Below are 26,870 nucleotides of genomic sequence, written 5' to 3'. Positions count from 1 at the left end.
ATATGGCGCTCGCTAGGCTAATGGCTCGCGCCATTCGCGGAAGTTTATGATCCCGCCGTTTCTTTCGCACTGCGGCGATGCAAGTTCGAGAAAGAGGGGAACGAGATCTTCAGGAGCGGGAAGCGTCTCAGGATCTTCGCCCGGAAATGCCTTGGCACGCATCTGTGTGCGCGTGGCACCAGGATTGATCAGATTGGCTTTAACGCACGTGCTCTGGAGTTCGGCGGCCCAGGTTTTGACGAGCGCTTCCAGACCGGCCTTCGACGCGGAATAGGCGCCCCAGTAAGCGTATTTGCCGCTGGCGGCGCCCGACGTCACGAACACAGCCCGGCCGGCGTCGGAACGCTTCAGCAGCGGATCGAGCGTGCGGATCAGACGCCAGTTGGCGTTGAGGTTGATATCGATGGTGGAGAGAAAGCCTTCGTCGGTCGTGTGGCCGAGCGGGGAGAGCGGGCCGAGGATACCGGCGTTGGCGATCAGAATATCGAGGCGCTCCCAGCGCTGATAGATTGTCGGCCCGAGCTGATCGACCCGGTCGCCTTTTTTGAGGTCGAGCTGAAGAAGGGTCGCGGCGCCGCCAAGTGCCCGGATCTCATCGTCAACCGCTTCGAGCCCGCCGAGCGATCGCGCTGCCAGGATGACGTGAGCTCCGGATTTCGCGAGGCCGAGAGCAACGGCGCGGCCGATACCGCGGGACGCGCCAGTGACGAGCGCAATGCGCCCTGAGAGGGGAGTGTCCGTCATGTGTCACTCTTCAAAAGCAACGGACGGACAGGCCGCCCTCATCAGCCGACTTCGGCGAGAAGGGATAGCTGCCTCGGAATGGCTTCGCCACCGTAATCGGTGAGATTGGTCGGGTAATCGCCGGTGAAGCAGTGATCGGTGAACTGCGGCGCACGGTTGTCGCGGCCTTCAAGACCGATGGCGCGATAGATGCCGTCAACCGACAGGAAGGCAAGGCTGTCGGCTTCCATGAAGTCGCGCATTTCGTCGAGCGACATGTTGGCGGCGAGCAGGTCTTTCTTGCTCGGCGTGTCGATGCCGTAGAAATCCGGATGCGTAATCGGTGGCGAAGAAATGCGCATGTGGACTTCGGCTGCGCCCGCGTCGCGGATGAGCTGGACGATTTTCTTCGACGTGGTGCCGCGCACGACGCTGTCGTCGATCAGGACGACGCGGTTGCCGCGAATGACGCCGGAATTCGCCGAGTGCTTGAGCTTGACGCCGAGCTGACGGATGCGCTGCTCGGGCTCGATGAAGGTTCGGCCGACGTAGTGATTGCGGATGATGCCGAGTTCGAACGGGATGCCGCTCTGCTGGCTGAAACCGATAGCAGCCGGCACGCCGGAATCCGGGATCGGCACGATGACGTCGGCGGCGGGCGCGGATTCGCGCGCCAGTTCGATGCCCATGCGCTTACGGATATCATAAACGGTCTGGCCGCCGACGATGGAATCCGGACGCGCGAAGTAGATGTATTCGAAGATGCATGGACGCGCCGGGCGCATCGGGAAGGGGCGGTGGCTTTCGAGCCCTTCGTCAGTGATGACGACGACTTCGCCGTTATCCACTTCGCGCAGGAACTCTGCGCCGACCATGTCGAGCGCGCAGGTTTCAGAAGCCAGCACATAAGAGGTGCCGAGGCGGCCGATGACCAGCGGACGGATGCCGACCGGATCACGGACGCCGATCATCATGTCGTTGGTCATGCAGACGAGGGCGTAAGAGCCTTCGACCTGGCGAACGGCATCGACAAGGCGCTCGACGATGCGGCGCTTCTTGGAGCGCGAGAGAAGGTGAAGAATGACTTCCGTGTCGGAGGTCGACTGACAGATGGCGCCGGATGAGATCAGTTCGCGCCGGAGCGTCAGAGCATTGGTGAGGTTGCCGTTGTGGGCGACTGCGAAGCCGCCGGTATCGATGTCGGCAAAAAGCGGCTGGACATTGCGGATGAGGGGATCGCCGGTTGTCGAGTAGCGATCGTGGCCGATGGCCATACGGCCTTTGAGGCGGGCGAGAACTTCCGGTTTCGAGAAGTTGTCGCCGACGAGGCCCATGCGGCGCTCGGAGTGGAAGTTGCGGCCATCATAAGAGACGATGCCGGCTGCTTCCTGGCCGCGATGCTGCAGGGCATGTAGACCCAGTGCTGTGATCGCCGCCGCATCGGGATGATCGAAGATACCGAAGACGCCACATTCTTCGCGTAGGCGATCATCGCCATAGCGCGTGAACGTGAGGCCATCGATTTTCGTCGTCGCGCCGCCTTGCTGTGCCATAAGGCACCTCCCGCGATTGAGCCGCCCTGCTCTGCCCGATACGCCGGGTAACTAAATTCCGAACGTGCCGTCGCCGCTGACGCTACCCGCGTCACGCGAGCGTCATATAGTACCGTTGGCCATTGATGACCAGCGCGACTGAACGACCCTTTTGCTCAAGAAAGCCTTGCTGCCCAGGCTGTTCGTTTGGCGAAGCCGGTGGCGGCGTCGCGGACGGTTGCGGAATGACCTGCAGCAGGACATTGCGGATCGACTCCCCCGTCGCCTTCACGTAGGGCCTAAAAAATGCATCCCGAACAAGAGGATGCTGCTTTTCTTTCTCAGGCGAAATGAAGGCCTCATAGGCCATGTAGGGTATGACGAAGAGAAGAAAGCCGCGCAGGACCCCGAAGATGAAGCCGAGAACCCGGTCAATCATGCCGACCTGACTATCCAGAATTGCATCGGAGATGCGCGCGGTAATCAGGTGCACGATGATGAGGACGATGAGGGCGACAGCGACTGCCACGCCGACCGTCGCTATTTGCGGTGGCAGGCCGGTCTGGGTTGCGAGATCGGCCGTCATCTCCTTCTTGGTGGCGAAGATCCAGTAGCCGACGCCAGCAGCGGAAATCCAGGAGACGATCGACAGCAGCTCGCGCGCGAAGCCCCGGTACATCGCAAGAAGACCGGATATGAACGAGACGGCGATCAGCGCCAGGTCTAGGTAAGTGAACGGGCCGACCATGGCCGTATCCCCTCTTTGGTCGCGTGCTCCCCGAGCATGAGACTCGCCCCAAGAATCAGTCGCATGACGCCGTAGCGTCTGCAAGCGACTTGAGGTGTGCGATGCGGGAAAGCGACAGCTTCATGCCCTGGACATCGACGTCGCCGTTTTCCGGCAGAACCGCCTGTCCAAATCCAAGTTTTGAGGCCTCTTTCAGGCGCGGTGTCATCATGGCGGCGGCGCGGACGGCCCCCGACAGCGAGACCTCGCCGAAATAGACGGCGTCGCGCGGCAAGGCAATGCCGGAGATGGATGACAAAAGCGCCGCGGCGGCAGCGAGGTCGGCGGCCGGTTCGGTAATCTTCAGCCCGCCAGCGACGTTTAGGTAAACGTCATGGTTGGCGAACGAAACACCGCAGCGGGCATCGAGTACGGCGAGCAGCATGGCGAGACGGTTCGAGTCCCAGCCTACGACGGCGCGGCGCGGGGTGCCGAAGCCCGACGGCGCAACGAGCGCCTGGATCTCGACGAGCAGCGGGCGCGTGCCTTCGACGCCTGCGAAGATCGCCGAGCCGGGGCTGCGGCTGTCGCGATCGCCGAGGAACAGCTCTGACGGATTGGCAACTTCCTGTAAGCCGCCGGTGACCATTTCGAACACGCCGATCTCGTCCGACGGCCCAAAGCGATTCTTCACGGCGCGCAGAATGCGATAGGGCATGCCGCGATCGCCTTCGAAATACAACACGGTGTCGACCATGTGCTCGATGACTTTCGGTCCGGCGATCTGGCCGTCCTTGGTCACGTGGCCGACGAGCAGCATGGCCGCTCCCGCCATCTTGCCGTAGCGGATCAGCGACAGCGCTGCGGCTCGGACCTGGCTGACGGTGCCAGGCGCAGCATCGAGCGTATCGGCCCAGAGCGTCTGGATGGAATCGATGATGATGAGATCCGGTGCCTTGCCGTCACCGAGCGTCGCCAGGATGTTCGACAGGTTCGTCTCGGAGGCAAGCGCGACCGGTGCATCGGCCAGTCCGAGGCGGTTCGCACGCAGGCGGACCTGAGCGATGGCTTCTTCGCCGGAAAAATAGAACGCGCGTCCGCCGCTGCGGGCGAGGTGCGCTGCGACCTGAAGCAGAAGCGTCGATTTGCCGATGCCGGGTTCGCCGCCGATGAGAATGGCCGAGCCCGGAACGATGCCGCCGCCCGTCACGCGATCAAGCTCGGCGATGCCGCTGGAAAAGCGCGGCGCTTCTTCAGCTTCGCCCTTCAGCGTTTCGAGCTTGATGACGCGACCTTTGCTCTGGCGCGTGACGCCTGCGCCGGGTGGGGGGCCTGCGTCCGTCTCTTCGACGAGCGTGTTCCATTCACCGCAGGCGGTGCACTTTCCCGCCCAGCGCGACGCAGTCGCTCCGCAATTCTGGCAGACGTAAAGGGAGCGCGAGGGCTTTGCCATGGCGCCTACGGATTCTCATCAAGATAGAGGCGCGTGAAGCGGTTGCCGAGGCGTGTCAGGATTTCGTAGCCGATGGTCCCGGCTGCGAATCCGGCGTCCTCGATCGTCAGACCTTCAGCAATGAGTTTCGCGAATTCGCCGGGCATGGCGGCACCTTCAGGCAGATCGGTGACGTCGACGGTGATGAGGTCCATCGAGATGCGGCCGACGATCGGCGCCAAGTGGCCGCTGATGAGGACGTGTCCGCCGGGACGGCCATCGGGCGCACTGGCGTTGCGCGGAACGCCATCGGCATATCCGGCGGCAATCGTGGCGATACGGCTTGGGCGTTTGGCGCGCCACGTCGCAGAGTAGCCAACCGTTTCGCCAGGGGCGACGTCCGCGACGGCGAGAATGCGCGCTGCAACGGTAACGGCGGCGTGTACCGGCGCTGGGGCGATTTGCGATGCCTGTCCGCCGTAGAGCGCGTAGCCGGGCCGGACCAGATCGAAATGATAGGACGGTCCGAGCATCAATCCATCGGAAGCAGCGAGGCTTCGCGCCACGCCGGGAAACAGCGCCGATAGCGTCTCGAACGTCAGCAGTTGCTCGCGGTTTTTCGGATCGCGCGGATTGTCGGCCGAGGCGAGGTGGCTCATCACCAGGTCGAGTTCGATGCCCGCCATCATCGACGGTTCGGCGACGAGGCGGCGAACGTCGCGCACGGGAAGCCCGAGGCGATGCAGGCCGGTGTCGATGTGAAACGCTGCGGGAAGCCGTTCGCCGCGCGCCCGGCACAGCGCCGACCAGGCGACGACGTCATCGAGCGTCGATAGCACCGGCTTCACGGCGAAATGCGCGAACGCGGCGGCGGTGTTTCCGACCAGACCGTCGAGCGCGTAGATGTCGGCATCCGGCGCGATACGGCGTGCCGTTTCGGCTTCGCCCGGAGTCGCAATGAAAAAAGCGGTGCAGCCTGCCCGCGCAAGCGTGGCGATGACGCGTTCAGCGCCAAGCCCATACGCGTCGGCTTTGACGACGGCAGCGCAACGTGCGGGCGCGACCTTATCGGCCAGTGCCCGCCAGTTCGCAGCGATGCATCCGAGGTCAACGGTGATCGTTCCCGTCGCCCTTGCTACGCTCTCGGGCATTCGCGCATTGACCGTCATCTCACGTTCCCACCCCGGCTGCGATCCGGGCCCCTCTAGTGCTGGGGCAGCATATAGTCTCGGGCCAGATTGCCAAAGCGCGTGAATTGTCCTTCGAAGGACAACTCGACCGTGCCGACAGGACCGTGACGCTGCTTGCCGATGATGACCTCGGCCTTGCCGGAGGCTGCGCTCATCTTCGTCATCCAATCGGCAAATTCGGGCGTTCCTTCGGCGGGCTTCGTGCGCTCGATGTAATATTCCTCGCGGTACACGAACATGACGACGTCGGCGTCCTGCTCGATGGAGCCCGATTCGCGAAGGTCGGAGAGCTGCGGGCGTTTGTCTTCGCGCTGTTCGACCTGACGGGACAGCTGCGACAGCGCGATGATCGGAACCGCCAGTTCCTTGGCGAGTGCCTTGAGGCCGGTGGTGATCTCGGTGATTTCCTGCACGCGGTTGGCGCTGCTGCTCGCTTTTGAGCCGGCGAGCAGCTGAAGGTAGTCGACGACGAGCAGATCGAGGCCGTGCTGGCGCTTGAGCTTTCGCGCGCGAGATGAAAGCTGCGCGATAGTGATGCCGCCGGTCTGGTCGATGAAGAGCGGAATGCGCGACATCTCGGTCGCAACTTCCGAGAGCTTGCGGAACTCGGCCTCGTCGATCATGCCGCGGCGGATTTTTTCCGACGACACCTCGGCCTGCTCGGCGAGAATACGGGTGGCCAACTGCTCGGACGACATTTCGAGCGAGAAGAAGCCGACGATGCCGCCATCGACTGTGTGCATCGTGCCGTCGGACTGACGTTCACCACGATAGGCCTTGGCGACGTTATAGGCGATGTTTGTTGCGAGCGCCGTCTTACCCATCGACGGACGACCGGCCAGGATGATCAAGTCGGAACGCTGCAGACCGCCGAGCTTGTTGTCGAGATCGGAGAGACCGGTCGATGCGCCCGACAAATGCCCCGCACGCTGGAACGCGCTGTTTGCCATTTCGATGGCGGTGGTCAGCGCAGATTTGAAGGTCTCGAAGCCCTTGCCGTACTTGTTCTGCTCGGCGAGCGAGTAGAGACGGCCTTCGGCTTCTTCGATCTGGGCGCGCGGCGCATGATCGACGGCGCTGTCGTAAGCCGTGTTGACCATGTCTTCGCCGATGATAATCAGCGAGCGGCGGGTCGCGAGATCGTAGATCGTGCGGCCGTATTCGGCGGCGTTGATGATGGTGGTGGCGTTCGCTGCGAGACGGCCGAGATACTGCGGAACGGTCAGGTTCGAGTCGATCGGTTCGACGTTTTCGAAGAACGTCTTCACCGTGATCGGCGTCGCGGTCTTGCCGGCATGGATAAGGGTGCCGAGCGTCTCGAAGATGCGGGCATGCAGCGGATCGAAGAAATGGTCGGGCGACAGGAAGCCGGAGACGCGATCGAGCGCCTCGTTGTTGACGAGGATCGCACCGAGAAGCGCCTGCTCGGCTTCAATGTTATGCGGCGGCTGACGGAAGGTCAGCGGCTCATTGGCCGAGACAACCTGTTTGAGCTTCTCGGTGGGGAGGACTGCGGGATCTGCCATGCGCCGGAAGCTAACCGATTCCAGGTCGCGACCGGGAGATTGTGCTCATGCAACCTGTGAAGCATCCCCGCTATCAACACGCTCCCGACAGGGCGCTGTAGAAGTGCTTGGCCGTGTTAAACTCGCAACGGCCAAGCAGTCCACAGGAGCGTGAAATCCTCAGGCCGATTCTTCGGCTTCGTCCTGCGGCGCGGCGCCTTCTTCGAACGCTGCGTCCGGATTGAAGGTCTCGAGTTCGAGGGCCTCTTCCTTGACGACGGCAACGTCTTCGCCGCGGGCCTGCTTGTCGGCTTCGTCCTGCGAGCGGGCGATGTTAAGCGAGATCGAGCAGATGACTTCCGGATGCAGCTGGACGGTCGCGGGCGTGACGCCCAGCGTCTTGATCGGCTTGTCGAGGATGATCTGGTTGCGGTCGACGGTGAAGCCGCCTTCGGTGATGACGGCTGCGATGTCGCGCGTCGAGACGGAGCCATAAAGCTGGCCGGTATCGCCGGCGGCGCGAATCAGAACGAAGGACTGGCCGTTGAGCTTGGCGGCGACGGCTTCGGCGTCGGCCTTGTGGGCGAGGTTGTCAGCTTCGAGCTGAGCGCGGCGACCCTCGAACACCTTCTTGTTGTCTTCCGTGGCGCGCAGCGCCTTCTTCTGCGGCAGCAGGTAATTGCGGGCGTAGCCATCCTTGACGTTGACGATGTCGCCCATCTGACCGAGACGTCCAATACGTTGAAGAAGAATAACTTGCATGTGTTTCATAGCTCCTGGTTTGAATTGGGGAATGCGATTTCAGTTCGGCGCTTCCGGCGGCTTTCGTGCCGACCGGTAGCGGAAGACGGTTTCGGCGAGTCCCGTGATGGCGAGCAGCAAGCCGAGGTGAGGGATGAAAAGGACTCCGATATAGAGGGCCGTCAGGATGAACGTTCGCCACTGCGAGCCGCGCGTCAGCGAATGGATGAGCGCCAAGCCAACAAGCGCAAACGCCAGCGTGAAGGGCGCCGCAAAACCGGCGGCGAACAATCCTGGCATGCCGCCGACGAAGCTCAGTCCGATGGCGATCAAAAGTGCGAACGTCGCTCCCGGCGGCAGGGCGAATGCCGCAAAATCGGGCCAGGGCCGCTGCAGCCGTCCGGATGCCAGCGTGATGCGGCCTGCGAGCCAAAGATTGATGAGGATCGTTCCCATCGCGAGAATGCCCAGCGCCCAAGGCAGAGAGTAAAGCGTCGAGCGGGTGATCTCGTCGATTTCAGGCGCGCCGATTTCGGGAGCGCCGGGAATTTGCGACAGCTCCGTCTTGACGAAGCTCTCGACGACGGTGCGGAGCAACTTCGTCAACGTATCGACGTCCCCGCCCATCAGCATCAGCGCCAGGATCGTGAAGCAACCGGCGAAAATGGCGGCGGCGATGGTGATGCGGCCGACGGGATACCATTCGCGCTCGCCGTCGTTCTCGCGGCTCAGCAGCGCGAGGCGCGTGCAGATGACGGCCGGCAGCGCGGTGCTGATGGCATAGACTTCGGCGGCGAGGGGGTTGGCCATAAGCAGCACGCAGGTCGTCGCGGTGATGGCGGCAATCGACGCGGCGATCGGGCCGAGACCAAGCCCGGTCAGATAAAGCGAGAGCGGCGTCAGCAGAAAGAGGACGATGCGGAGCAAGAACGCGCCCGTCGTCGCCGATGCGAATACGACTGCGGAAATCAGGCCCGCTGCAAGGGCAAGTATGAAAGCGTTCGTCGGCATCTTCTTTTGCTGTCCCGCATCGGAGCGGTTAGAGCCAGATCCGGTCGCCCGTCCTGACCCAACTTCTTGGTTTGCGTCTTCCGACTCGCATTCTGCGAGCCGGCCGGAAGACGCGGAGATTTTCTTTGCGCCTCCCGACTCCGCTTCGCGGAGCCGGCCGGGAGGCGCGGTGGTTTGGTTTGCGTCTTCCTACTCTGCTTCGCGAAGCTGGGCGGGAGACGCGTTTGATGTTGCTCCAGGTGAGCGGCGCAACGCGCCGGCCCACCCAGATGCAGTTTACTTGATCACGTACGGCAGCAAGCCGAGGAAGCGGGCGCGCTTGATGGCGCGGGCCAACTCACGCTGTTTCTTCGCCGAGACGGCCGTGATGCGGCTCGGCACGATCTTGCCGCGCTCGGAGATGTAACGGCCGAGGGTGCGGACGTCCTTGTAGTCGATCTTCGGTGCGCCAGCGCCCGAGAACGGGCAGGTTTTGCGGCGACGCTGGAAGGGTCGGCGTGCGCCACCGCCAGTGGAAGCGATCTCAGCCATGGATTAGCCCTCCGAGCCGGTGTTGGACTGACGCGGGCCACGGGGGGCCTCGCCTTCACGCGGGGGACGCGGGCCGCGCGGGCCATCGCCGTCACGCGGGGGACGCGAACGGAACGTCGAGCCGCCTTCGCGACCGCCGCCGAAGCCGCCACGGTCACCGCGCGGCGGGCCGCCACGGCCGCCGCCGAAGCCACGGTCGCCACGATCACCACGTTCCTCGCGGTCCTGCTTGCGCATCTGGACGCTCGGCTCGGTCTCAAGCTCTTCGACGCGCACCGTCATGAAGCGGATGACGTCGGTGTGGAGGCCCATGCGGCGCTCCATTTCGGTCACGGCTGCCGGCGGCGCTTCAATGTTGAAGAAGGCGTAGTGCGCCTTGCGGTTCTTCTTGATCTTGAAGGCGAGGTTCTTGAGACCCCAGTATTCCTGCTTCGTGATTTTGCCCTGGCCTTCTTCGACGACGCCCTGGAATTCTTTCATCAGAGCTTCGACTTGGGCCTGGGTCACGTCCTGGCGCGCCAGGAAGGTATGCTCGTAAAGCGGCATACGATTGGCCTTTCGGTTCGAGTTATAACGTCTTGCGACGTCTTGATTTTTCCGTCGGCGCAAAGCCCCAAAAGACCCGAGAAAGGCCGATCTGGCACCAAATAGGAGAAGACACTGGGGGACGGCGCTCGAAAGCCCCTCTCAGATGCGATGGTTAAGACGCCAGCGCAGCCCGAGCCCCCGTTCAGCCTCCTGCCGAACGGAAAGGCGGCCTTATACAGCATTTTCAGGCCGGGGCAAGTCAGGACAGACGCCGCCCTGCCCGGACAGGAAAACGAGGCCAGCGCCGTTCTTCCATGCCGTGCGCCCCCCAACAATGTGTCGTCCATGCAACTTTGAAATTTGACAGTCGACAATCATTGACGGTCACGGCGCAAACACGGGAATCATGCCCTAAAGGGGATTGCCGGGATCGATCCGGCGCGTCGAGGGAGACCAACGACATGAAGTATGCAGCTTACACTGAAGAGACGATCTGGGCTGTCGCGGACGATGAAGAGACGGCCCGGGAAGAGGGCGAAGAGAACATGGCCGAAAACGGCGTGACCGATACGTCGGCACTCAAGGTCGCGCCGATCGACGACAACCTCGTCGAAGCGCTTGAGGAAGCCGAAGAATCCGGCGCCGATGTGCTGTTCGATCTGATCGACGGCGAACTTTGCGAAGTTGAGACGGTCGAAGGCTAACTGTTTAGCAGGCGTCTCGCGGCAGGCCACGTCTCCCGTCGCCGGAGCGAACGACGCCTTCTGGATCTATTTTCGGCGTTTTTTCGATTGCGCATTTGAGCGTCGCGGCTTCGCGACGCTTTTTTGCGGCGGCTCGTCCTGGCAGTAAGCCATTGGCAATCTGCCACATTCGTCGAGCTTGCCCGGCGGCTTCCGCCGGCCCATGTCATCTTCAATGACAACCAGCCGAGGCAGATTTGATGGATGATATTCGCGAAACGCCGCAAGGAGGCGCGACGCCAACCGAGGCCCGGCCGATCGACCCAGGCGTCACGATCGGACACGTCCATCTGAAGGTAGCGGATCTCCAGCGTGCGCTGGACTTCTACTGCGGCGTTCTCGGCTTCACGCTGATGCAGCGTTTCGGCAGCCAGGCGGCCTTCATTTCGGCTGGCGGCTATCACCATCACATCGGCCTCAACACCTGGGAAAGCCGGGGAGGGACGCCGCCGCCTCCGGGCACGACGGGGCTTTACCATCTCGCTGTGCTCTATCCGACACGGGTAGCGCTGGCCGATGCCTTGCGGCGACTGATGGCGGCCCGAGTCGAACTGACTGGGGCAGCCGACCACGGAGTCAGCGACGCGCTCTACCTCAACGACCCGGACGGCAATGGCGTGGAACTCTACTGGGACCGGCCGGAGGCCGAATGGCCGCGCGACGCCGACGGCAATATCGCCATGTTCACGAAGGCCTTGGATCTGAGAGCTCTTTTGCGGGAACCGGCGCCCAACGCGTAACGGCTGGCCGCGGGCAACGGGCTGGCGCGGCGGTTGGCGGAGCGCAGCGTCTCTTGACACCGGATGGGCGGGCGTGGACTAAGGCCGCCCAATATCTGCGTGCACGCAGGTCATTCCCAATTCCAGCCCAGGGAGCACTTTCTCCACGATGGCACGCGCTTTCGTTTTTCCAGGTCAAGGTAGCCAGGACGTCGGTATGGGCAAGGCGCTTGCCGATGCCTTTCCCGTTGCTCGCGCCGTATTCGAAGAAGTCGATGATGCGCTGGGCGAAAAGCTATCGGCGCTGATCTGGGAAGGCCCGAAAGAAACGCTGACGCTGACGCAGAATGCTCAGCCCGCGCTCATGGCGGTATCGATGGCCGTCATGCGCGTGCTCGAAAAAGAGAAGGGCGTATCGCTCGCAAGCAGCGCGAAATTCGTCGCCGGGCATTCGCTCGGAGAGTATTCGGCGCTCGCCGCGGCCGGTGCATTTTCTTTGTCGGACGCAGCGCGCCTCTTGAGGCTGCGGGGACAGGCCATGCAGAAGGCTGTTCCGGTCGGCGTCGGCGCGATGGCAGCGCTGCTCGGCGTCGGCATCGACGTGGCGGAGAAAGTCGCTGCCGAAGCTGCCCAGGGCGACGTTTGTCAGATCGCGAACGACAACGAGCCGACGCAGGTCGTGCTGTCCGGGCACAAGACGGCGCTCGATCGCGTGCCCGAAATTGGCAAGAAATTCGGTGTTCGGCGCGCGGTACCGTTGCCCGTGTCCGCTCCCTTCCATTGCGCGCTGATGCAGCCCGCCGCCGACGCGATGGCGGAAGCGCTCGCGTCCGTGACTGTCAACAAACCTGTTGTTCCAGTCGTCGCAAACGTGCTGGCGCAGCCGATTTCCGATCCGGACGAGATCAAGAAGCGGCTCGTCGAGCAGGTGACAGGCACGGTCCGCTGGCGCGAATGCGTGGCGTTCATGGCGGCTGACGGCGTCACGGATTTCTATGAGATCGGCGCGGGCAAGGTCCTCGCAGGCCTCGTTAAGCGCACGGCTCCCAGCGTCAACGCTTCGAGCCTCGGCACCCCTTCCGATATCGATGCGGCGCTCGCCGCACTCACTTCATAAGGAGATTTGAATGTTTGACCTGACCGGCAAGACCGCCCTCGTCACGGGCGCGACGGGCGGACTTGGTGCCGAGATCGCACGTGTGTTCCACAAGGCTGGCGCGACCGTTGCAATCTCGGGCCGCAAAGTCGAAGCACTCGATGCGCTCGCGAAAGAGCTCGGCGACCGCGTGCATGTGCTGCCGTGCGATCTCGCGGACCGCGCAGCCGTCGCGAAGTTGATCGACGATGCCGTGAAGGCTCTTGGCGGTCGTCTCGACATTCTCGTCAATAATGCCGGTCTCACCAAGGACAACCTGTTCATGGTGATGAAGGACGATCAGTGGGATGACGTCATCGCGGTCAACCTGACGTCGACGTTCATGCTGTGCCGGGCCGCATCGCGCCACATGATGCGCTCGAAGACAGGATACGGGCGGATCATCAATATTGCGTCTGTTTCCGGCGTTTTCGGCAATCCGGGGCAGGGCAACTACGCGGCCTCGAAGGCCGGTATGATCGGCATGACCAAATCGCTCGCGCGCGAGGTCGCTTCGCGTGGAATTACGGCGAACTGCATCGCGCCGGGCTTCATCAAGACCAACATGACGGACGTGCTGACGGATAAGCAGAAGGGCGAGATCGCCCAGATGATCCCGGCGCAGCGCTTCGGCGATCCGGTGGACGTGGCTGCCGGGTGCCTCTATCTGGCTTCCAACGAAGGCGGGTACATCACCGGCCAGACGCTGCACATCAACGGCGGCATGGCGATGGTGTAATCAACTCCAGCCTATGATGGTAAACGCCGAGAATGCTTGATTTATCGGCGACTTTACGATTGAAGGTTCGGCTGTCGTCGGCTGCGTCACCACGTGCTTTGCAATGCTGGTGAAGTGTGTTAACGACACCACGGTTTTGAAACGTGAAAAACACGTTATCGGGACGGCACGAAGAGCTGGGGACAACTCGGCGAAGTGCTTCGTGGGGACGGTGCCTAAGCGGAAGACTCACGCTAGGGCGACTAAGGAAAAAGACTTTTATAACGGGGCGAACCCCTATCCGAACAGGCTACACTTCCCGTAAGTTGATATCCTGTCATGCGGTTTATAGCGGGTTCTGCAGGGCGAACAGGCGGGCCAGAAAAGGCCGCCAAAAATTAGAAAGACACGAGGATTAACGATGAGCGATGTCGCAGAGCGCGTGAAGAAAATTGTCGTAGAGCATCTTGGGGTCGAGGCCGACAAGGTCACCGACAATGCCAGCTTCATCGACGACCTTGGCGCAGATAGCTTGGATACCGTTGAACTCGTGATGGCGTTCGAAGAGGAATTCGGCTGCGAAATTCCGGACGATGCCGCCGAGCACATTCTGACGGTCGGCGATGCCGTCAAGTTTCTCGAGAAGAACGCGAGCGCGGCTTAAGCAGCCCTCGCACTTTTCAAATTTGTCCCCGGCGTAATTGCGCCTTCTGGGCAGAATTTAATGGGGGCTGGGTCACCAACCGGCCCCCTTTACGTGCCCAGTGTGGATCTCAAACAGCAACAGCGAACAAGAACAACATCGATGCGCCGTGTCGTTATTACAGGAATGGGTCTCGTCACTCCGGTCGGTTCAGGCGTCGAAGCGTCGTGGACCAATCTGCTTGCTGGGCAAAGCGGCGCTCGGCGAGTCGAGGAATTCGAAGTTTCCGATATTACCTGCCAGATCGCGAACTTCGTGCCGCGCGGCGCGCAGACCGAAGGCAAGTTCAATCCTGACGATTGGATGGAGCCGAAGGAACAGCGCAAGGTCGATGACTTTATCGTTTATGCCGTTGCGGCTGCCGATCAGGCGATCACGGATTCGGGCCTGAAGTTCCAGACGGCGGAAGCGCAGGAACGCGCAGGCGTGCTGATCGGCTCGGGCATTGGCGGCCTTTCGGGCATCGCCGATACGTCGATCCTTTTGAAGGAGAAGGGGCCACGGCGCGTTTCGCCGTTCTTCATTCCAGGCCGTCTTATCAACCTCGCGGGCGGCTACGTCTCGATCAAGCATCATCTCAAAGGTCCCAACAACGCCGTCGTCACCGCGTGTGCGACTGGCACGCACGCTATCGGCGATGCGGCGCGGATCATCGCGCTCGACGATGCCGACGTAATGATTGCGGGCGGCACGGAAAGCCCGATCTGCCGCATTGCGCTTGCGGGCTTCGCGGCCTGCCGGGCGCTGTCGACCGGATTCAACGACAACCCGACGAAAGCCTCGCGGCCTTATGACAAGGATCGCGACGGGTTCGTGATGGGCGAGGGCGCGGGCGTCGTCGTGCTCGAAAGCTACGAGCATGCGAAGGCACGCGGCGCGAAGATTTACGCCGAGATCATCGGCTATGGCATGTCGTCGGATGCTTACCACATCACGGCACCGGCCGAGGATGGCGACGGCGCCTACCGCTGCATGAAGGCCGCTTTGAAGCGCGCCGGCGTCGATCCGAGCGAGATTGATTACGTCAACGCGCACGGCACCTCGACGCCAATGGGCGACGAGATCGAGCTCAAAGCTGTCGAACGTCTGTTCGGCAACAGCAGCGGCAAGCTTGCGATGTCCTCGACGAAGTCGGCGACGGGGCATTTGCTCGGTGCAGCCGGTGCGATCGAGGCGATTTTCTCGGCGCTCGCCATCCGCGACAATATCGTTCCGCCGACGCTCAATCTCGACAACCCATCGGTCGAAACTGCGATCGACCTTGTGCCGCACAAGGCACAGAAGCGTGATATCAATATCGCGCTGTCGAATTCGTTCGGCTTCGGCGGCACGAACGCTTCGCTGGTTCTGCGCCGGGTGGCTTAAAACCGCGTTCTAATACGCGTTTTCGCCACATTTTACGGTGAGCGTCCGGCGCGGGTGGGGGATGGAGCGCTGGGATTTGAGGCAATGACCTCGTGCACCGCGCTCCTTCAATGACGGTGCTCGCGGTAACATGAGTCAAAATCGGAAGCGTTCGGACGGAATTAGAACGTCACGAACAGCCGGGGCGCGAAGTCCTGCAGAACGGCTGGAGCCAGGTCGTGCACCGAGCCGTCCGCGCGGCGTTCAAGCGCGCGAGCCATCGCGGGCGCTCGGCGGTATCGTGCGGGCCATCAGCAGCGTGCTGACCGTCGCCCTCGTGCTCATGGTGCTCATCGGCGGCACTTCGTTCCTCATTTTCCATCAATTCGAAAGCCCTGGTCCGCTGCCGCAGGAGCGCACGGTTATCATTCCCAAGGGCGAGGGGCGCATTGCGATCGCCGAACGGCTGGAGCGCGAAGGCGTTATCACGAACCGCTGGACGTTCGTCGGCGGCTATCTGCTTCAAGGGTTTCTCGGCGGCCACAAGGGCGGCGAGCTGAAAGCCGGCGAATACCAAATCAAAGAACACGCCTCGATGCGGGACGTGATCGATACGCTCGCGGAGGGCAAGTCGATCCTCTACAAGACGACGATGCCTGAAGGGCTGACGAGCGAGCAGATCGTCGAACGCCTGAAAGCCGAGCCGAACCTCAGCGGTGAGATCTCGAGCGTGCCGCCGGAAGGGACGCTGCTTCCCGATACCTATTATTTCTCGAAGGGTGCCTCGCGGAACGAGATTCTCGACCGCATGCGGGTCGGCATGGAGAAGGCGTTGGGGCAGCTCTGGGATGAGCGCGATCCCGATCTTCCCGTGCGATCGACGGATGAACTCGTGACGTTCGCGTCGATCGTCGAAAAAGAAACGGGGCGCGCCGATGAGCGCGACCGGGTCGCCGCCGTTTTCTATAATCGTCTGCGCAAGGGCATGCGGTTGCAGTCGGATCCGACAATCATCTATGGCATTGTCGGCGGCCAGGGCGCGCTCGGCCGCGGCATCACCAAGGCGGATATCGAGACCAAGTCGCCCTACAACACATACCAGATCAACGGACTGCCGCCGGGGCCGATTTGTAATCCCGGGAAATCGGCGCTTCTTGCTGCGCTGCATCCAGCGAAAACGGGCGATCTTTATTTCGTTGCCGACGGCACGGGCGGTCACACGTTCTCGGAGACCCTCAAAGAACACAACAACGCCGTCCAGAAATGGCGGCAGGTCGAAAAGCAAAAAGCTCAGAACGCAGCCGATCAGGACGACGATGCTGCGCCGATCCCAACTGCCAAAACCGCAAAAACCAGCACGTCCAAAGGGCAGAAATCGGCGAAGGCAACGACGCCGGCCTCAGGGGCGAGCGACGGCGATGGCGACGACTCTTCGCCGTCAGATACAGCTAACGACGCCTCGGGCATGCCGCTTCCTGTCCGCAAACCGAAGCGACAGTAACCTTCAGCCGGACGAGCCATCAGATATAGTTGGCGGATGCGATCCGAGCCGTTAAGTTGCGGCCCGCGTAAACCCACCCGTCGGCGAGACATTCCCCTATGACCATATCCAGCATGACGGGATTTGCCCGCGTCGACGGCATGACCGATGGCCTCGCCTGGACGTGGGAGGCTCGCAGCGTCAACGGCCGCGGGCTTGATGTCCGCTTGCGCTTGCCGCCGGGCTATGAAGTTCTGGAGCTGCCGGCGCGCGAAGCTGTCGCCAAGCGGCTGGCGCGCGGGAATGTCTCGATTTCGCTGAGCCTCGAAAAGCAGCAGACGAACGGCTCGGTCCGCTTGAACGAAGCGGTGCTTCAGGATGTTATCAAGGCCGCCGAGCGCGTGACGGCGCTGTCGGGGGCATCGGCGCCCGATGCGGCCCAGCTGATGATGATCAAAGGCGTTCTGGAAGCGGCCGACCAGATGGCTGAAGCCAGCGACGTACGTGCGGCGCGGGAGAGAGCGCTCCTGAAGAGCCTGGAGGCTGCGCTCGACAAACTGGCTGAAGCACGGCGCGCCGAGGGCACGCGCTTGCACGACATTGTCATTGAGCAGCTTATTCAGATCGAACGGCTGGGGTCCGATGTGCGCGCCTCACCGTCGCGCACACCGGAGGCTATCGTCGCGCGTCTCAAGGATGCGATTACCCGCCTGTTCGATACGACGGCGCCGCTCGATGTGGAACGACTGCATCAGGAAGCCATGCTGCTCGCAACGCGCGCCGATGTGGAGGAGGAACTGCAGCGGCTTTCGGCGCATGTGTCGGGTGCGCGGGAAATTCTGGCGGAAAACGGCGCGGTTGGCCGCAAGCTCGATTTCCTGGCGCAGGAATTTAATCGCGAAGCCAATACGCTGTGCTCGAAAGCCAATGCGGTCGACGTCACCCGGCTGGGCCTACAACTCAAAACGATTATCGACCAGTTCCGCGAACAAGTGCAAAACGTCGAATAACATGAGCAAGAACGCGGAAGAGAAACCTAGTGGCGCTGCCGAGCCGCACATCGCGCGCCGGGGACTGCTTTACATCGTCTCGTCGCCGTCAGGCGCGGGCAAGACAACGCTGGCGCGGCGGGTGCTGGAGGCCGACGCCAACGTCGAGATGTCGGTTTCAGTGACGACGCGAGCGCCGCGGCCCGGCGAGCAAAACGGCGTCGACTATCACTTTGTGGACCACGCTGCTTTCGAGCGGATGAAAGAGCGCGACGAACTGCTCGAATGGGCGCGGGTGTTCGACAACTATTACGGCACGCCGCGGGCGCCGGTCGAAGCCGCCATTCGCAGCGGCAAGGACGTGCTGTTCGACATCGACTGGCAGGGCGCGCAGCAGCTTTCCGAGAAGATGCCGGGCGATGTTGTGCGCGTCTTCGTTCTTCCCCCGTCGGGCCATGTGCTCGAAGAGCGGCTGAAGACGCGGGCACAGGATCCGCCGGACATCGTTGCGAAGCGCATGGCGGCAGCATCGTCCGAGATCAGTCACTGGCCGGAATACGACTACGTGATTGTGAATGCGCACGTTGAAACGAGCGTGGCGTCGGCACTCGCAATCCTAACCGCCGAGCGGCTGAAACGAGGGCGGCTGCTGGGGCTCTCGGAATTCGTGCGGACCTTGCAGGTGGCGCTCTAAGCCGTCGAAGCTTCGCTTTCGTCGAGCACCAGAGCCAATCGCGCGAAATCCGCAACCGACAGCTCTTCGGCGCGGCGTTCGGGCGCCAATTGCGCGCGCTGCAGAAGCAATTCAGGAAACGCGGTGATCTGTTTTAGGCTCGAACGCAGCATCTTGCGGCGCTGTCCGAAGGCGGCCGCGGTGACGCGTGCCAGCGTTTTCACGCGGCAGGCGGGCTGTGGCGATGCGATGGGGCGAAATTCGACAATGGCGGAGGAAACTTTCGGCGGGGGCGTGAAGGCTTCGGGCGGGAGGTTCATCACAATCCGAGCTTCCGTGCGCCACTGCGCCAGCACCGAAAGGCGGCCGTAGGCTTTTGACTTCGGTTGCGCAACGATGCGCTCGGCGACTTCGCGTTGGAACATCAGCACCATGCGGTCGTACCACGGCGGCCAAGGTTCCGTTTCCAGCCAGTTCACGAGCAGCAGCGAGGCGACGCCGTAAGGCAGGTTGGCGACGATCGACGCAGACGGGGCATCGCCGAGCAACTGCCGCCAATCGACGTCCAGCGCGTCGGCAGGATGGACATCGAGGCGGCCTGGATAGCTCGCCGAGACCTCGGCGAGCGCGGGCAGACAGCGGTCGTCACGCTCAATGGCGATAACGTGCTTTGCACCTTCCATCAGAAGAGCGCGCGTCAGTCCGCCGGGGCCGGGACCAATCTCTACAACTGTTCGTTCGCTCAGGTCGCCGGCGAGGCGCGCGATCTTGCGGGTGAGGTTGAGATCGAGCAGGAAGTTCTGGCCGAGTGACTTCTTGGCGTTGAGACCATAGCGCTCGATGACAGTGCGTAGGGGCGGGAGGTCATCTGGCCCATTGGCAGCGCTCATGGTGTTGCCGCAGCGCGGCGGCGGGCGCTCATGTCGGCTGCGAGCTTCAGCGCAGCCTTGAGGCTCGACGCGGAGGCGACGCCTTTTCCCGCAATCGAAAACGCCGTGCCGTGGTCGGGCGAGGTGCGCACGAAAGGCAATCCGAGCGTAACGTTGACTCCCTCGTCGAAGGCGAGCGTCTTGATCGGGATGAGGCCCTGATCATGATACATCGCGAGCGCCGCATCGTAGGTCTTGCGGGCGGCCTCGTGAAACATGGTGTCGGCGGCAGTGGGACCGGTCGCGTCGATGCCCTCGGCGCGCAGTCGCTCGACGGCAGGGCGGACGATGTCGCGATCTTCCGTGCCCAGGGTGCCGTCTTCGCCCGCATGCGGATTGAGGCCGGCGAGGGCAAGGTGTGGTTTCTCGATGCCGAAGTCGCGCTGCAAGGCGGCGTGGACGATGCGCGCCGTGCTGACGATCTTATCGGTCGTGAGAAGAGAAGGAACGTCCTTCAAAGGCACGTGGATCGTCACAGGCACGACGCGAAGCAAGGGCGCGGCGATCATCATCACGGGTTCGGCGCGCTCGGACGGCCAGAACTCGTTTGCGAGCGCGCCGAGAAATTCGGTATGGCCGGGATGCTCGAAGCCTGCTTCGTAGAGAACCGACTTGGCGATCGGGTTGGTGACGACGGCTGCGGCGCGACCTGCTGCAACGTCAGCCACCGCCCGGCGGATCGCCTGGATCGTCGCTTCGCCGTTGGCGACGTCGGGGCTGCCTGCGATGGCAGGCGCCGACAGCGGAACCGGAACGACGGGCAGGGCATCGGGGAAGACCAGCGCAGCCGCACCGGCATTCGCAACCGGCATGATTGCGGTTTCCGGATCGAGCGCGGAGGCGCGGGCCAGTGTGCGCATCAGCTCGATATCGGCATAGATCGCAAAAGGCGGAATCGCGTCGGCGGAACGGTCCTGCCAAGCGCGCAGTGCCAGTTCGGGACCGATACCGGCAGGATCGCCCATCGTCAGGGCAAGGGGAGGCATGGGGATAGGGGGCAGCTTGTGTAAATCCGAGTGAGGGCGCCTGGCCCTCTATTTGGAGCCGACGTCGATACGGTACTCGATGTGGGCGTCCTCACGCAAATCCTTGAGATAGCGCTTGGCCATCAGTTCGAACTCTTTCTGCTTCAGCTCGCCTTCGGCCTGGTTGCGCTGGACCTCAGACGCCTTGACGGCATCGCGACCGCAGACGACCCATAGCTCGATGGCGCCGTTGTTCACGGCGGGCGGCAGCATTTCGCCGTTGGCGGCGTTAAGGAGCAGCGTGCGGGTCGGTTCAGGTATGGTCGCGGGCCGCTGCTTGCCTAGGTTTTCGAAGCGGGCGCCGGTGACGCCCATTGCCGCCTGCGCCGTCGACTGGCAGCCGGTGAATTTCTGCCGGATCTTGTCGGCGTCCTGGATGCGCGCCGCGATGCCGTGCTCTTCGATCTTAGCCGGCATGGCGATGCGGATGCGCTGAAGCTGCAACTCGATATCGTCGTTGGCGGATGTGGCCGAGGCGACGAGCTTATCGACGTCCCGGTTCGACACGTTGATCAAAGGCGCGAATTTTTTCTTCACGACCTCGTTCCAAGATAGCGTCGCACGGATGCGGGTCTTGATGGGTTCGAGGCTGCCGCCAATCTGCTTCTGAAACTGCTCGATCGTCATCTTGTTGCGTTCGGCGATGCTCTTGACGATCATGTCGATCTGAGAGTCCTCGATCGTCACACTTTGGCGTTTTGCTTCCTGCGTCTTGAGGCGGTCGTCGATCAATTCTTCCAGAGCTTGCTTTTTCATCGCCGGCAGGGCTGATGCGCGGGCGCTTTCGAAGGCCCGGCGCTGCAGGCTCATGCCGTATTCCTTCTTGCGTTGCTCGAAGATGGCGATGATCTGCTCACGCGATTTGCCTTGGTTGTCGCGCGCCGTCTGCTGCAGGATTTCCTTCAGATGCTCCGACGTTCTCGGGTCCTTGATGATGGCTTGGAAGTTGGCTTTCGCCTGGGTCTGAATATTCGTGCCGCTGAGCATCATGGCGCGCTGGTCGACTTCATAACCGGTGATCGGCTCGTCGTTGACGAGGGCGACGATCGAGCGCTGCTCAGCCGTGGGCGGGCCGGACATGTCGCGGCTCGCCGTAGCAGCGCTGCCGGGATCGATGGATTTCTTGCCGTGCCGTTTCTGGCCCTTGCCGGTGTCGGGCAAGGTATCGCCGATCGACGGCTTCTGCGCTGCCGCAGGGGTGCCGTCGCCGGTGACGGCGACCGTTCCGTTCTGAGCCGCGGCCGAGATCGAAAAGGCGATGCAGGCGGCAGCGGCCAGCGCACAGCGCCTGATGTTTCCGGATCCGAGGGTTCCGGACAATCCTGCAGTCATGCTCCGTCTCAGCGGCATGCGTTAACGACACCCTGTAGCGTTCGATTCGGCCACGTGGAGCATAGCCCGGCCCCACCTGTTCAACCGGCCTTATCCACATCAAGAGTGGCCAAAATCCGGTTTTCGCGCTGTTTTCGAACTCAAGGTTCAGGACCAGCGCGAACAGGGATCAGTTGGTGCGCTGGTCGCCACCCAGATTGAAGTCGGTTCCCGTCGAGGTCGCGAAGTCACCGAGGTGCTTGAACTCGAAGCGCAGCATGATCGTCTGATCAGGCTCGATCGATTCATCCGAGTAGTTCGACTGGATGTAGGACGCGGTCAGGGCGAAGCAGTCGTCGACATACTTCAAGTTGACACTGTCATAGCGGAAGTTGCCTTCCTGGAGGTTGTAGCGAGACGATCCGCCGATGCTCCAGCGGTTGGTGAGCTGCAGGGTGGCTGCCGCCAAGACTTCTTCTTCACGCGAGAGCGTGGCGATGGTGTAGGGGTTCTCGGGATCGGTGAACAGCGCGTCGGCATCGTAGGAGTAGCCAGCCTGGACCGATAACGGACCCCAGCTCGTGATCATGGACGAGTCCATCCGCTTCAAAGCGAACGTCGATTGGTCAAACCGGCTCTGTGAGATGATGCGGAAGTTGCTCAGCGGCGCGATGTAAGCGCCGATCACGTAGTCCGAGCGATCGGTCTCGAGGCCATTATAGGGATTGAAGACGTAGTTGCCGTCGGCGTTGCGGCCGGGGTTGAGATAAATGTTGTCGCCCGACAGATGATAGCTCTGACCGGCGAGGAAGCGGGCATAGCCGCCGTCATTGGACTGGAACGTGTACTGCAGACCGGCATTGACGCGCGTGCCCGTCTCGATGCGGTCATAGCCCGAGAATTTCGAGGTCGAGAACAGGTTGGTGTCGTCAAACACGAGGCTCTGCGCGTCTTCGTCGGGTAGACGGCGCTGCGGAATGCTCTCCTGGTGCGCCACGATCTGGCCGATCGGCTCGATGATGTGCGTGCCGGCGGCGTTCGTCGCGGCCCAGGGATAAGACACGGTCATGCCGCCGTCGACGATACCGCGCGTGACGGTGTCGGAGAAGACCTGGGACGACTCGACTGCGGTACCGGCTTGGTTCAGCACAACGCTTTGAGGGTTCGTCGCGTTGTCATACTGATAGACGTCGCCGCGGATATCCGCGAATGGCGTGTAGCTGATGCCGATGGCGTCCGTCAGGCGGCGTCGCCATTTGAGTTCGCTGACGATGCGGTTGACGTTCTCATCTGTCTGGCGGCCGGTCATTGGATCGACGAGGGCGCCATCCGCGCGCGTGAAGCTCAGGATATTGGTGTTCCACCTGAGCTCACCGCCGACCACGGGGTCCTTGAAGACATAATTGTAGTCGATGATCGGGTGCGTGTAGCTCTCGGTCTGCTGCGTGTCATTCGTGAGCAGGCCGCCGAACTGATAAAGCTTGGCGCTGAAGTAATTGCGGTCGGACTGGCCGGTCAAATAGATCTGGTTGACGCGGTCAGTGACGAGGATGCTGTCAAGCTTATAGAAGCGGCGGAACTGGTCGTCGCTTTCCACGATCGCGTCCCAGCCGAACTTCCACCAGCTCGACAACGAGAACTGACCATGCGTCTCGACGCTGCCGCGCAGGCCATCGAGATCTTTGTTGTCGGCCGGCGCGCCTGGGAGATCGCGATAATTTTGGTCGATGCCCGCGAGACGAACATTGAACTGGCCGTTGGCCAGCCGTTGCCGCCACTCAGCCTTCATCATCAAGCCCTGATCGCTGAAATAGATTGGCTCGAGCGTCGCGTCGTAGTTCGGCGCCAGGTTGAAGAAATAAGGGATGCCGGTGATGTAGCCGAGCGTCGAGGAGTGGCCGTAGTCAGGTGTCAGGAAACCCGATTTCCGCTTCACGGTCGGATCCGGGCTCTGGAAGTAGGGCAGGTAAAAGATCGGCTGGCCGTAGATCTCGAAGTAGGCGTCCTGGTAGGTGAGCGTTGCGGCCGACTGATCGTGGATGATGCGCGTCGCGCTGATACACCAGAGCGGCGGAGTGCCACCGTCGCTTTGGCACGGCGTGAAGCGGCCGTTGTGGAACTCCGTGATGTTGCCTTCGCGCCGGGTCGCGCGGTCAGCGGAGATGTGCGATTTGTCCTTCGACGTGATCGAAAGCGCAGACACGAAGCCGTCACGGAAGTCGTCGGTCAGGGTGTAGCGGTCAGCGTGGACGATGTTGCCCTGAGGCTCTTTCAGCGTAACGTTGCCGATGGCCGTCAGCGTGCCGGCGCTTTGATCGTAAACGACTTCGTCGGCGGTCAGGATGTAGTTGTTATAGAAAATCTCGACGTTGCCGCGTGAAATGACGCGGTCGCCGGACTTGTCGTAGATCAGCTGATCGCCCTGCAGACGCATCGGCTGAGCGCGGTCGAGATTGGTGTTGATCTTGCCAAAAATCGCACTCGGCGAGTTGGCCGCGCCGAACGATGAATTGGCGGATGATTTCTTTTTGCTACCACCCAGCGTGCCGCCGGGATCGGTGACCTGGGCGTCGTAGGTTTGAGCGCCCGCACGTGGGGCGAATTCGGTGGTTGCGCTGACGAGCGTCAGGACGCACAGAAGCGCACGAGCGATCCCGCCCACCTTCCGGTGGCGAGAACCCTCGCGTGACGACCCGCAACCCTCATGCGGTGTCCGCGCTTCACGCATCACTCAGCCATCCTCCTGGTGCAACAGCACCGTAGTCGAGATGATCAGAATAAGGATCACAGGCACCCACGCAGCAACCCACGCCGGCGCAAGCCCCGCGATCCCAATTTGTCTCGCAATTTCCGAGAACAAGAAGAAACTAACCCCACCGATCATCCCTGTCGTAACCATAGTCTGGATGCCACCAGAGCGGAATGACCGCAATGACACAGTGGCCGCCAAAAGGACCATCGCCATGCACAGGAGCGGACGAACCAGTAGCGACTGATACTGAACGCGCAGTCGCTCCGTCGAAAGTCCAGCTTTATCAGCAGCTTCTATGAGTTCTGGCAGGTCCCAGAACGAGACCGAAAAAACGGTGCCGAGGGCCTCTTGTACACGGTCCGGCGTCAGGTAAGTGGATACAAGGTACGATTTGAATTTTTCGGGCTGCTGGCCGAGGCGTGAAACCCATGCATCCTTGAGGTCCCAGTAGCCGTCTTTGAGCTCGGCTTCGCTGGCGTCGACACGCTCTGAGAAGTGCCCCTGACGATCATAAGCGAGGATCATCACGCCCGTCAGCGTCAGGCCTCGGTTCGACGCCGCCGCGGCGCCGAGAACCGATTCTCCATCGACGCCATCCTGTCGGATCCACGAGCCACCGCCTTGGGCACGTAATAGGTTGTTGTCGTTGCCGAACGCTTTGGCAAACACCTTTTCGGACTTGGCGCGGCCTTTGGCGGCCAGCGGGTTGTAGACCGTAACGCCCAGCACGCCGACGACGAGGCCGACGATCAGTCCGGGCACCAGAAATTGCCAGACGGACATGCCGCCCGCGCGCATGACGGCGAGTTCGCTTTTGCGATTGAGGTGGAGGAGGGCGGCCAGCGCGCCGACGAGCACGGCGAACCCGAGCAGGAACTCGACATAGGCTCCGAGACGCAGCATGGCGATCAGGACGAGCGTGTGTGCCGGGACGTTGCCGAACTTGCTCGATTGGCGGAGCAACTCGACAAAGTCGATCATGAAGATGAGCATTGCACAGACCGCGAGCGTCGAGGTGATCGCGACCAAAAACATCTTGGCAATGTAACGCCAGAGTATGAACGAGTTCCTCATGACGCGAATTTCCGGCGCGGCATGACAAGGCGAATGATGTTGGCCCAGATGGCCGCGCCGGTATCAAGGAACAGTCCAACGATGCGGGATGGACGGCGTTGCCGATCGGCGCGCTTGATGATGAGCAGAGACAGGATGATTGCTGAAATCGGCGTCCCGTAGAGGAAAAACAGCATCGTCGGATTGCGCGCGACGGCGCTGTTCAACGCCAAGCCTGCCATCCGGCATGCCGCGCCGAGCAAGAAGGTGAGAACGAGGCTTTGCATTCGGCTCGAACGGGTTGAGCGCGCCTGGCCGACAAAAGCAATGATCAGGAACGCGAATGCGATCGGGTAAAGCGGACTGACGAGACGCTCGTTGATCTCGGCGCGGAACTGTCCGGCTTGGTTTTTATAGAGCTTGCTGTCCGGGTCGGGATGCACCAGCTCATTCCAATAGCGCTCACGCGGCTTCAGCTCGCCCGAGCCATCACTCTGGGGCTCGAACTGATCGAGATCGACGATGTATTTGTCAAAGGCGATGATCTGCGGCGGGCCTTCGGCATCGGAGCGGCGAATGATGTGGCCGGTCGTCATGACGAGGTAGGCGGTGCCGTCCTGCTTCACGATGGTGCCGTGCTCGGCGAGGTAGGTCTGCGATTGCGCCTTGTTGCGCGTGTCGTTCATGACCAGACCCAAAAGCTCGCCGTCTGCGGACCGGTCGCGGATATGAAACATCAAATCTTGCTCGGGGCTTGAAAAGCGGCCGGGCTGAATGACTTGTGTCAGTAGATCGCTGCGCACCTGGACCATGTACTCGCGCAGCAAGCGCATGCTCCACGGCTGCGCGAAGTGGCTGACCAGGGCCAAGAAAATGCTGACGAGGAATGCCAGGAGGAGGAGGGGGCGGGCCACCGTCCATACCGTCGAACCGGCAGCAGAAAGGACGATCAGCTCGCTGTCGGTGTTCAGCCGGTTGAGGGTCTGAAGGGCGCCGATCAGCAGCGAGAACGGCGCGATGATCGCCATGAGGTTCGGTACCGCGAGAGACGTGACGCGGACGAGCATCCAGGTGTCCTGACCCTGGCTGGTCACGACGTTGAACTGGCGCAGAGCCAGCGCGATCCAAACGATACCGGTCAAAGATATGAGAATGAGCAGGAACGAACTCGCCGCCTGCCTGAACACATATCTTGAGAAAATTCGCATGCCTTAGCCGTCCCCGCTTCCGTCACCCGACAGAAGCTCCCCCCGCTGTCACCGCCGGCTTCCGCAGTGATCCCTTCCGGCTCCCATACCACAGTGGCAGAATTTCGGCTGTTCAGAGTTGTCCCGCCGTGCGATATATTACAAAAAACCTACTTGCATCGCAGATAG

General features: G+C 62.0%; 25 protein-coding genes. 9 read left to right on the top strand and 16 right to left on the bottom strand.

The window, feature by feature from the left end; genetic code table 11:
- Positions 1-12: 12 nt before the first annotated feature.
- From RLW55_RS15480 to rpsF, 10 genes are all read right to left on the bottom strand, one after another.
- A complete protein-coding gene (locus RLW55_RS15480) occupies positions 13-744 on the bottom strand; it encodes an SDR family NAD(P)-dependent oxidoreductase (RefSeq protein WP_409559902.1) in 732 nt (243 codons plus the stop codon).
- Positions 745-785: 41 nt separating this feature from the next.
- Complete coding sequence (purF, locus tag RLW55_RS15475) at positions 786-2,276, bottom strand: amidophosphoribosyltransferase (RefSeq protein ID WP_409559903.1); 1,491 nt, start codon at positions 2,274-2,276, stop codon at positions 786-788.
- A gap of 91 nt (positions 2,277-2,367) precedes the next feature.
- On the bottom strand, positions 2,368-3,003 hold the full coding sequence (locus RLW55_RS15470) for a CvpA family protein (RefSeq protein ID WP_409559904.1): 636 nt from the start codon (positions 3,001-3,003) through the stop codon (positions 2,368-2,370).
- A gap of 55 nt (positions 3,004-3,058) precedes the next feature.
- Positions 3,059-4,435, bottom strand: coding sequence for a DNA repair protein RadA (radA, locus tag RLW55_RS15465; RefSeq protein WP_414462719.1), 1,377 nt, complete (start codon positions 4,433-4,435; stop codon positions 3,059-3,061).
- A 5-nt stretch (positions 4,436-4,440) separates the two neighbouring features.
- Positions 4,441-5,583, bottom strand: a complete 1,143-nt coding sequence (alr, locus tag RLW55_RS15460) for an alanine racemase (protein ID WP_423414648.1) — start codon at positions 5,581-5,583, stop codon at positions 4,441-4,443.
- Positions 5,584-5,618: 35 nt separating this feature from the next.
- Positions 5,619-7,130: a replicative DNA helicase gene (locus RLW55_RS15455; protein ID WP_409559907.1), complete on the bottom strand. Its 1,512-nt coding sequence runs from the start codon at positions 7,128-7,130 to the stop codon at positions 5,619-5,621.
- A gap of 159 nt (positions 7,131-7,289) precedes the next feature.
- Complete coding sequence (gene rplI / locus RLW55_RS15450) at positions 7,290-7,871, bottom strand: 50S ribosomal protein L9 (protein ID WP_013947666.1); 582 nt, start codon at positions 7,869-7,871, stop codon at positions 7,290-7,292.
- Positions 7,872-7,910: 39 nt separating this feature from the next.
- Positions 7,911-8,861 (bottom strand): DUF2232 domain-containing protein, encoded by a 951-nt coding sequence (locus RLW55_RS15445; RefSeq protein ID WP_409559908.1) that lies wholly within the window; start codon positions 8,859-8,861, stop codon positions 7,911-7,913.
- Positions 8,862-9,137: 276 nt separating this feature from the next.
- A complete protein-coding gene (gene rpsR, locus RLW55_RS15440) occupies positions 9,138-9,392 on the bottom strand; it encodes a 30S ribosomal protein S18 (RefSeq protein ID WP_013947669.1) in 255 nt (84 codons plus the stop codon).
- A 3-nt stretch (positions 9,393-9,395) separates the two neighbouring features.
- Positions 9,396-9,938 (bottom strand): 30S ribosomal protein S6, encoded by a 543-nt coding sequence (gene rpsF / locus RLW55_RS15435; protein WP_409559909.1) that lies wholly within the window; start codon positions 9,936-9,938, stop codon positions 9,396-9,398.
- A 443-nt stretch (positions 9,939-10,381) separates the two neighbouring features.
- Between rpsF and RLW55_RS15430 the strand changes: the two genes are divergently transcribed.
- The 9 genes from RLW55_RS15430 to gmk all read left to right on the top strand — a co-directional run bounded on the left by RLW55_RS15430 (position 10,382) and on the right by gmk (position 18,445).
- Positions 10,382-10,624, top strand: a complete 243-nt coding sequence (locus tag RLW55_RS15430; RefSeq protein ID WP_013947671.1) for a hypothetical protein — start codon at positions 10,382-10,384, stop codon at positions 10,622-10,624.
- Between the two features lie 239 nt (positions 10,625-10,863).
- A complete protein-coding gene (locus RLW55_RS15425) occupies positions 10,864-11,403 on the top strand; it encodes a VOC family protein (RefSeq protein ID WP_423414647.1) in 540 nt (179 codons plus the stop codon).
- Positions 11,404-11,551: 148 nt separating this feature from the next.
- Positions 11,552-12,499, top strand: coding sequence for an ACP S-malonyltransferase (fabD, locus tag RLW55_RS15420; protein ID WP_414462723.1), 948 nt, complete (start codon positions 11,552-11,554; stop codon positions 12,497-12,499).
- A 10-nt stretch (positions 12,500-12,509) separates the two neighbouring features.
- Positions 12,510-13,256: a 3-oxoacyl-[acyl-carrier-protein] reductase gene (fabG, locus tag RLW55_RS15415; RefSeq protein WP_414462724.1), complete on the top strand. Its 747-nt coding sequence runs from the start codon at positions 12,510-12,512 to the stop codon at positions 13,254-13,256.
- Positions 13,257-13,656: 400 nt separating this feature from the next.
- A complete protein-coding gene (locus tag RLW55_RS15410; RefSeq protein ID WP_013215676.1) occupies positions 13,657-13,899 on the top strand; it encodes an acyl carrier protein in 243 nt (80 codons plus the stop codon).
- 141 nt (positions 13,900-14,040) lie between these two features.
- Positions 14,041-15,303 carry a beta-ketoacyl-ACP synthase II gene (fabF, locus tag RLW55_RS15405; RefSeq protein ID WP_423414646.1) on the top strand — a complete coding sequence of 421 codons (1,263 nt, stop codon included), beginning with the start codon at positions 14,041-14,043 and terminating at the stop codon, positions 15,301-15,303.
- 130 nt (positions 15,304-15,433) lie between these two features.
- Complete coding sequence (mltG, locus tag RLW55_RS15400; protein WP_423414645.1) at positions 15,434-16,783, top strand: endolytic transglycosylase MltG; 1,350 nt, start codon at positions 15,434-15,436, stop codon at positions 16,781-16,783.
- 98 nt (positions 16,784-16,881) lie between these two features.
- Positions 16,882-17,772: a YicC/YloC family endoribonuclease gene (locus tag RLW55_RS15395; protein WP_423414644.1), complete on the top strand. Its 891-nt coding sequence runs from the start codon at positions 16,882-16,884 to the stop codon at positions 17,770-17,772.
- A 1-nt stretch (position 17,773) separates the two neighbouring features.
- Positions 17,774-18,445 carry a guanylate kinase gene (gene gmk, locus RLW55_RS15390; protein ID WP_423414643.1) on the top strand — a complete coding sequence of 224 codons (672 nt, stop codon included), beginning with the start codon at positions 17,774-17,776 and terminating at the stop codon, positions 18,443-18,445.
- Here the strand turns inward: gmk and rsmA are convergent.
- The 6 genes from rsmA to lptF form a co-directional block, all read right to left on the bottom strand.
- Entirely contained in the window at positions 18,442-19,314 is an 873-nt protein-coding gene (gene rsmA / locus RLW55_RS15385; protein WP_423414642.1) for a 16S rRNA (adenine(1518)-N(6)/adenine(1519)-N(6))-dimethyltransferase RsmA, read from the bottom strand. The two genes, gmk and rsmA, sit on opposite strands and share 4 nt — an antisense overlap.
- Entirely contained in the window at positions 19,311-20,339 is a 1,029-nt protein-coding gene (gene pdxA / locus RLW55_RS15380; RefSeq protein ID WP_423414641.1) for a 4-hydroxythreonine-4-phosphate dehydrogenase PdxA, read from the bottom strand. Before pdxA ends, rsmA begins: the two co-directional genes overlap by 4 nt.
- A 48-nt stretch (positions 20,340-20,387) precedes the next feature.
- Complete coding sequence (locus RLW55_RS15375; protein WP_414462729.1) at positions 20,388-21,710, bottom strand: peptidylprolyl isomerase; 1,323 nt, start codon at positions 21,708-21,710, stop codon at positions 20,388-20,390.
- 169 nt (positions 21,711-21,879) lie between these two features.
- On the bottom strand, positions 21,880-24,417 hold the full coding sequence (locus RLW55_RS15370; protein WP_423414640.1) for an LPS-assembly protein LptD: 2,538 nt from the start codon (positions 24,415-24,417) through the stop codon (positions 21,880-21,882).
- A 3-nt stretch (positions 24,418-24,420) separates the two neighbouring features.
- Complete coding sequence (gene lptG / locus RLW55_RS15365) at positions 24,421-25,515, bottom strand: LPS export ABC transporter permease LptG (RefSeq protein ID WP_013947684.1); 1,095 nt, start codon at positions 25,513-25,515, stop codon at positions 24,421-24,423.
- The gene (lptF, locus tag RLW55_RS15360; protein WP_409559920.1) at positions 25,512-26,702 is read right to left on the bottom strand and encodes an LPS export ABC transporter permease LptF; all 1,191 of its coding nucleotides are present in this window, start codon (positions 26,700-26,702) and stop codon (positions 25,512-25,514) included. The genes lptG and lptF overlap by 4 nt, the downstream gene beginning before the upstream one ends.
- Between the last annotated feature and the right edge of the window lie 168 nt (positions 26,703-26,870).

It is taken from the genome of Hyphomicrobium sp. B1 (assembly GCF_049532635.1).
Taxonomy (GTDB): Bacteria; Pseudomonadota; Alphaproteobacteria; order Rhizobiales; family Hyphomicrobiaceae; genus Hyphomicrobium_B.
The sequence above is the reverse complement of the archived record's forward strand: the minus strand, read 5'-3'. Positions and strand labels throughout refer to the sequence as shown.

Bases quoted from the DNA above. Each gene is read 5' to 3' on its own strand.
- RLW55_RS15480 (WP_409559902.1), bottom strand. From the start codon at position 744: ATGACGGACACTCCCCTCTCAGGGCGCATTGCGCTCGTCACTGGCGCG.
- purF (WP_409559903.1), bottom strand. From the start codon at position 2,276: ATGGCACAGCAAGGCGGCGCGACGACGAAAATCGATGGCCTCACGTTC.
- RLW55_RS15470 (WP_409559904.1), bottom strand. From the start codon at position 3,003: ATGGTCGGCCCGTTCACTTACCTAGACCTGGCGCTGATCGCCGTCTCG.
- radA (WP_414462719.1), bottom strand. From the start codon at position 4,435: ATGGCAAAGCCCTCGCGCTCCCTTTACGTCTGCCAGAATTGCGGAGCG.
- alr (WP_423414648.1), bottom strand. From the start codon at position 5,583: ATGACGGTCAATGCGCGAATGCCCGAGAGCGTAGCAAGGGCGACGGGA.
- RLW55_RS15455 (WP_409559907.1), bottom strand. From the start codon at position 7,130: ATGGCAGATCCCGCAGTCCTCCCCACCGAGAAGCTCAAACAGGTTGTC.
- rplI (WP_013947666.1), bottom strand. From the start codon at position 7,871: ATGCAAGTTATTCTTCTTCAACGTATTGGACGTCTCGGTCAGATGGGC.
- RLW55_RS15445 (WP_409559908.1), bottom strand. From the start codon at position 8,861: ATGCCGACGAACGCTTTCATACTTGCCCTTGCAGCGGGCCTGATTTCC.
- rpsR (WP_013947669.1), bottom strand. From the start codon at position 9,392: ATGGCTGAGATCGCTTCCACTGGCGGTGGCGCACGCCGACCCTTCCAG.
- rpsF (WP_409559909.1), bottom strand. From the start codon at position 9,938: ATGCCGCTTTACGAGCATACCTTCCTGGCGCGCCAGGACGTGACCCAG.
- RLW55_RS15430 (WP_013947671.1), top strand. From the start codon at position 10,382: ATGAAGTATGCAGCTTACACTGAAGAGACGATCTGGGCTGTCGCGGAC.
- RLW55_RS15425 (WP_423414647.1), top strand. From the start codon at position 10,864: ATGGATGATATTCGCGAAACGCCGCAAGGAGGCGCGACGCCAACCGAG.
- fabD (WP_414462723.1), top strand. From the start codon at position 11,552: ATGGCACGCGCTTTCGTTTTTCCAGGTCAAGGTAGCCAGGACGTCGGT.
- fabG (WP_414462724.1), top strand. From the start codon at position 12,510: ATGTTTGACCTGACCGGCAAGACCGCCCTCGTCACGGGCGCGACGGGC.
- RLW55_RS15410 (WP_013215676.1), top strand. From the start codon at position 13,657: ATGAGCGATGTCGCAGAGCGCGTGAAGAAAATTGTCGTAGAGCATCTT.
- fabF (WP_423414646.1), top strand. From the start codon at position 14,041: ATGCGCCGTGTCGTTATTACAGGAATGGGTCTCGTCACTCCGGTCGGT.
- mltG (WP_423414645.1), top strand. From the start codon at position 15,434: ATGAGTCAAAATCGGAAGCGTTCGGACGGAATTAGAACGTCACGAACA.
- RLW55_RS15395 (WP_423414644.1), top strand. From the start codon at position 16,882: ATGACCATATCCAGCATGACGGGATTTGCCCGCGTCGACGGCATGACC.
- gmk (WP_423414643.1), top strand. From the start codon at position 17,774: ATGAGCAAGAACGCGGAAGAGAAACCTAGTGGCGCTGCCGAGCCGCAC.
- rsmA (WP_423414642.1), bottom strand. From the start codon at position 19,314: ATGAGCGCTGCCAATGGGCCAGATGACCTCCCGCCCCTACGCACTGTC.
- pdxA (WP_423414641.1), bottom strand. From the start codon at position 20,339: ATGCCTCCCCTTGCCCTGACGATGGGCGATCCTGCCGGTATCGGTCCC.
- RLW55_RS15375 (WP_414462729.1), bottom strand. From the start codon at position 21,710: ATGACTGCAGGATTGTCCGGAACCCTCGGATCCGGAAACATCAGGCGC.
- RLW55_RS15370 (WP_423414640.1), bottom strand. From the start codon at position 24,417: ATGCGTGAAGCGCGGACACCGCATGAGGGTTGCGGGTCGTCACGCGAG.
- lptG (WP_013947684.1), bottom strand. From the start codon at position 25,515: ATGAGGAACTCGTTCATACTCTGGCGTTACATTGCCAAGATGTTTTTG.
- lptF (WP_409559920.1), bottom strand. From the start codon at position 26,702: ATGCGAATTTTCTCAAGATATGTGTTCAGGCAGGCGGCGAGTTCGTTC.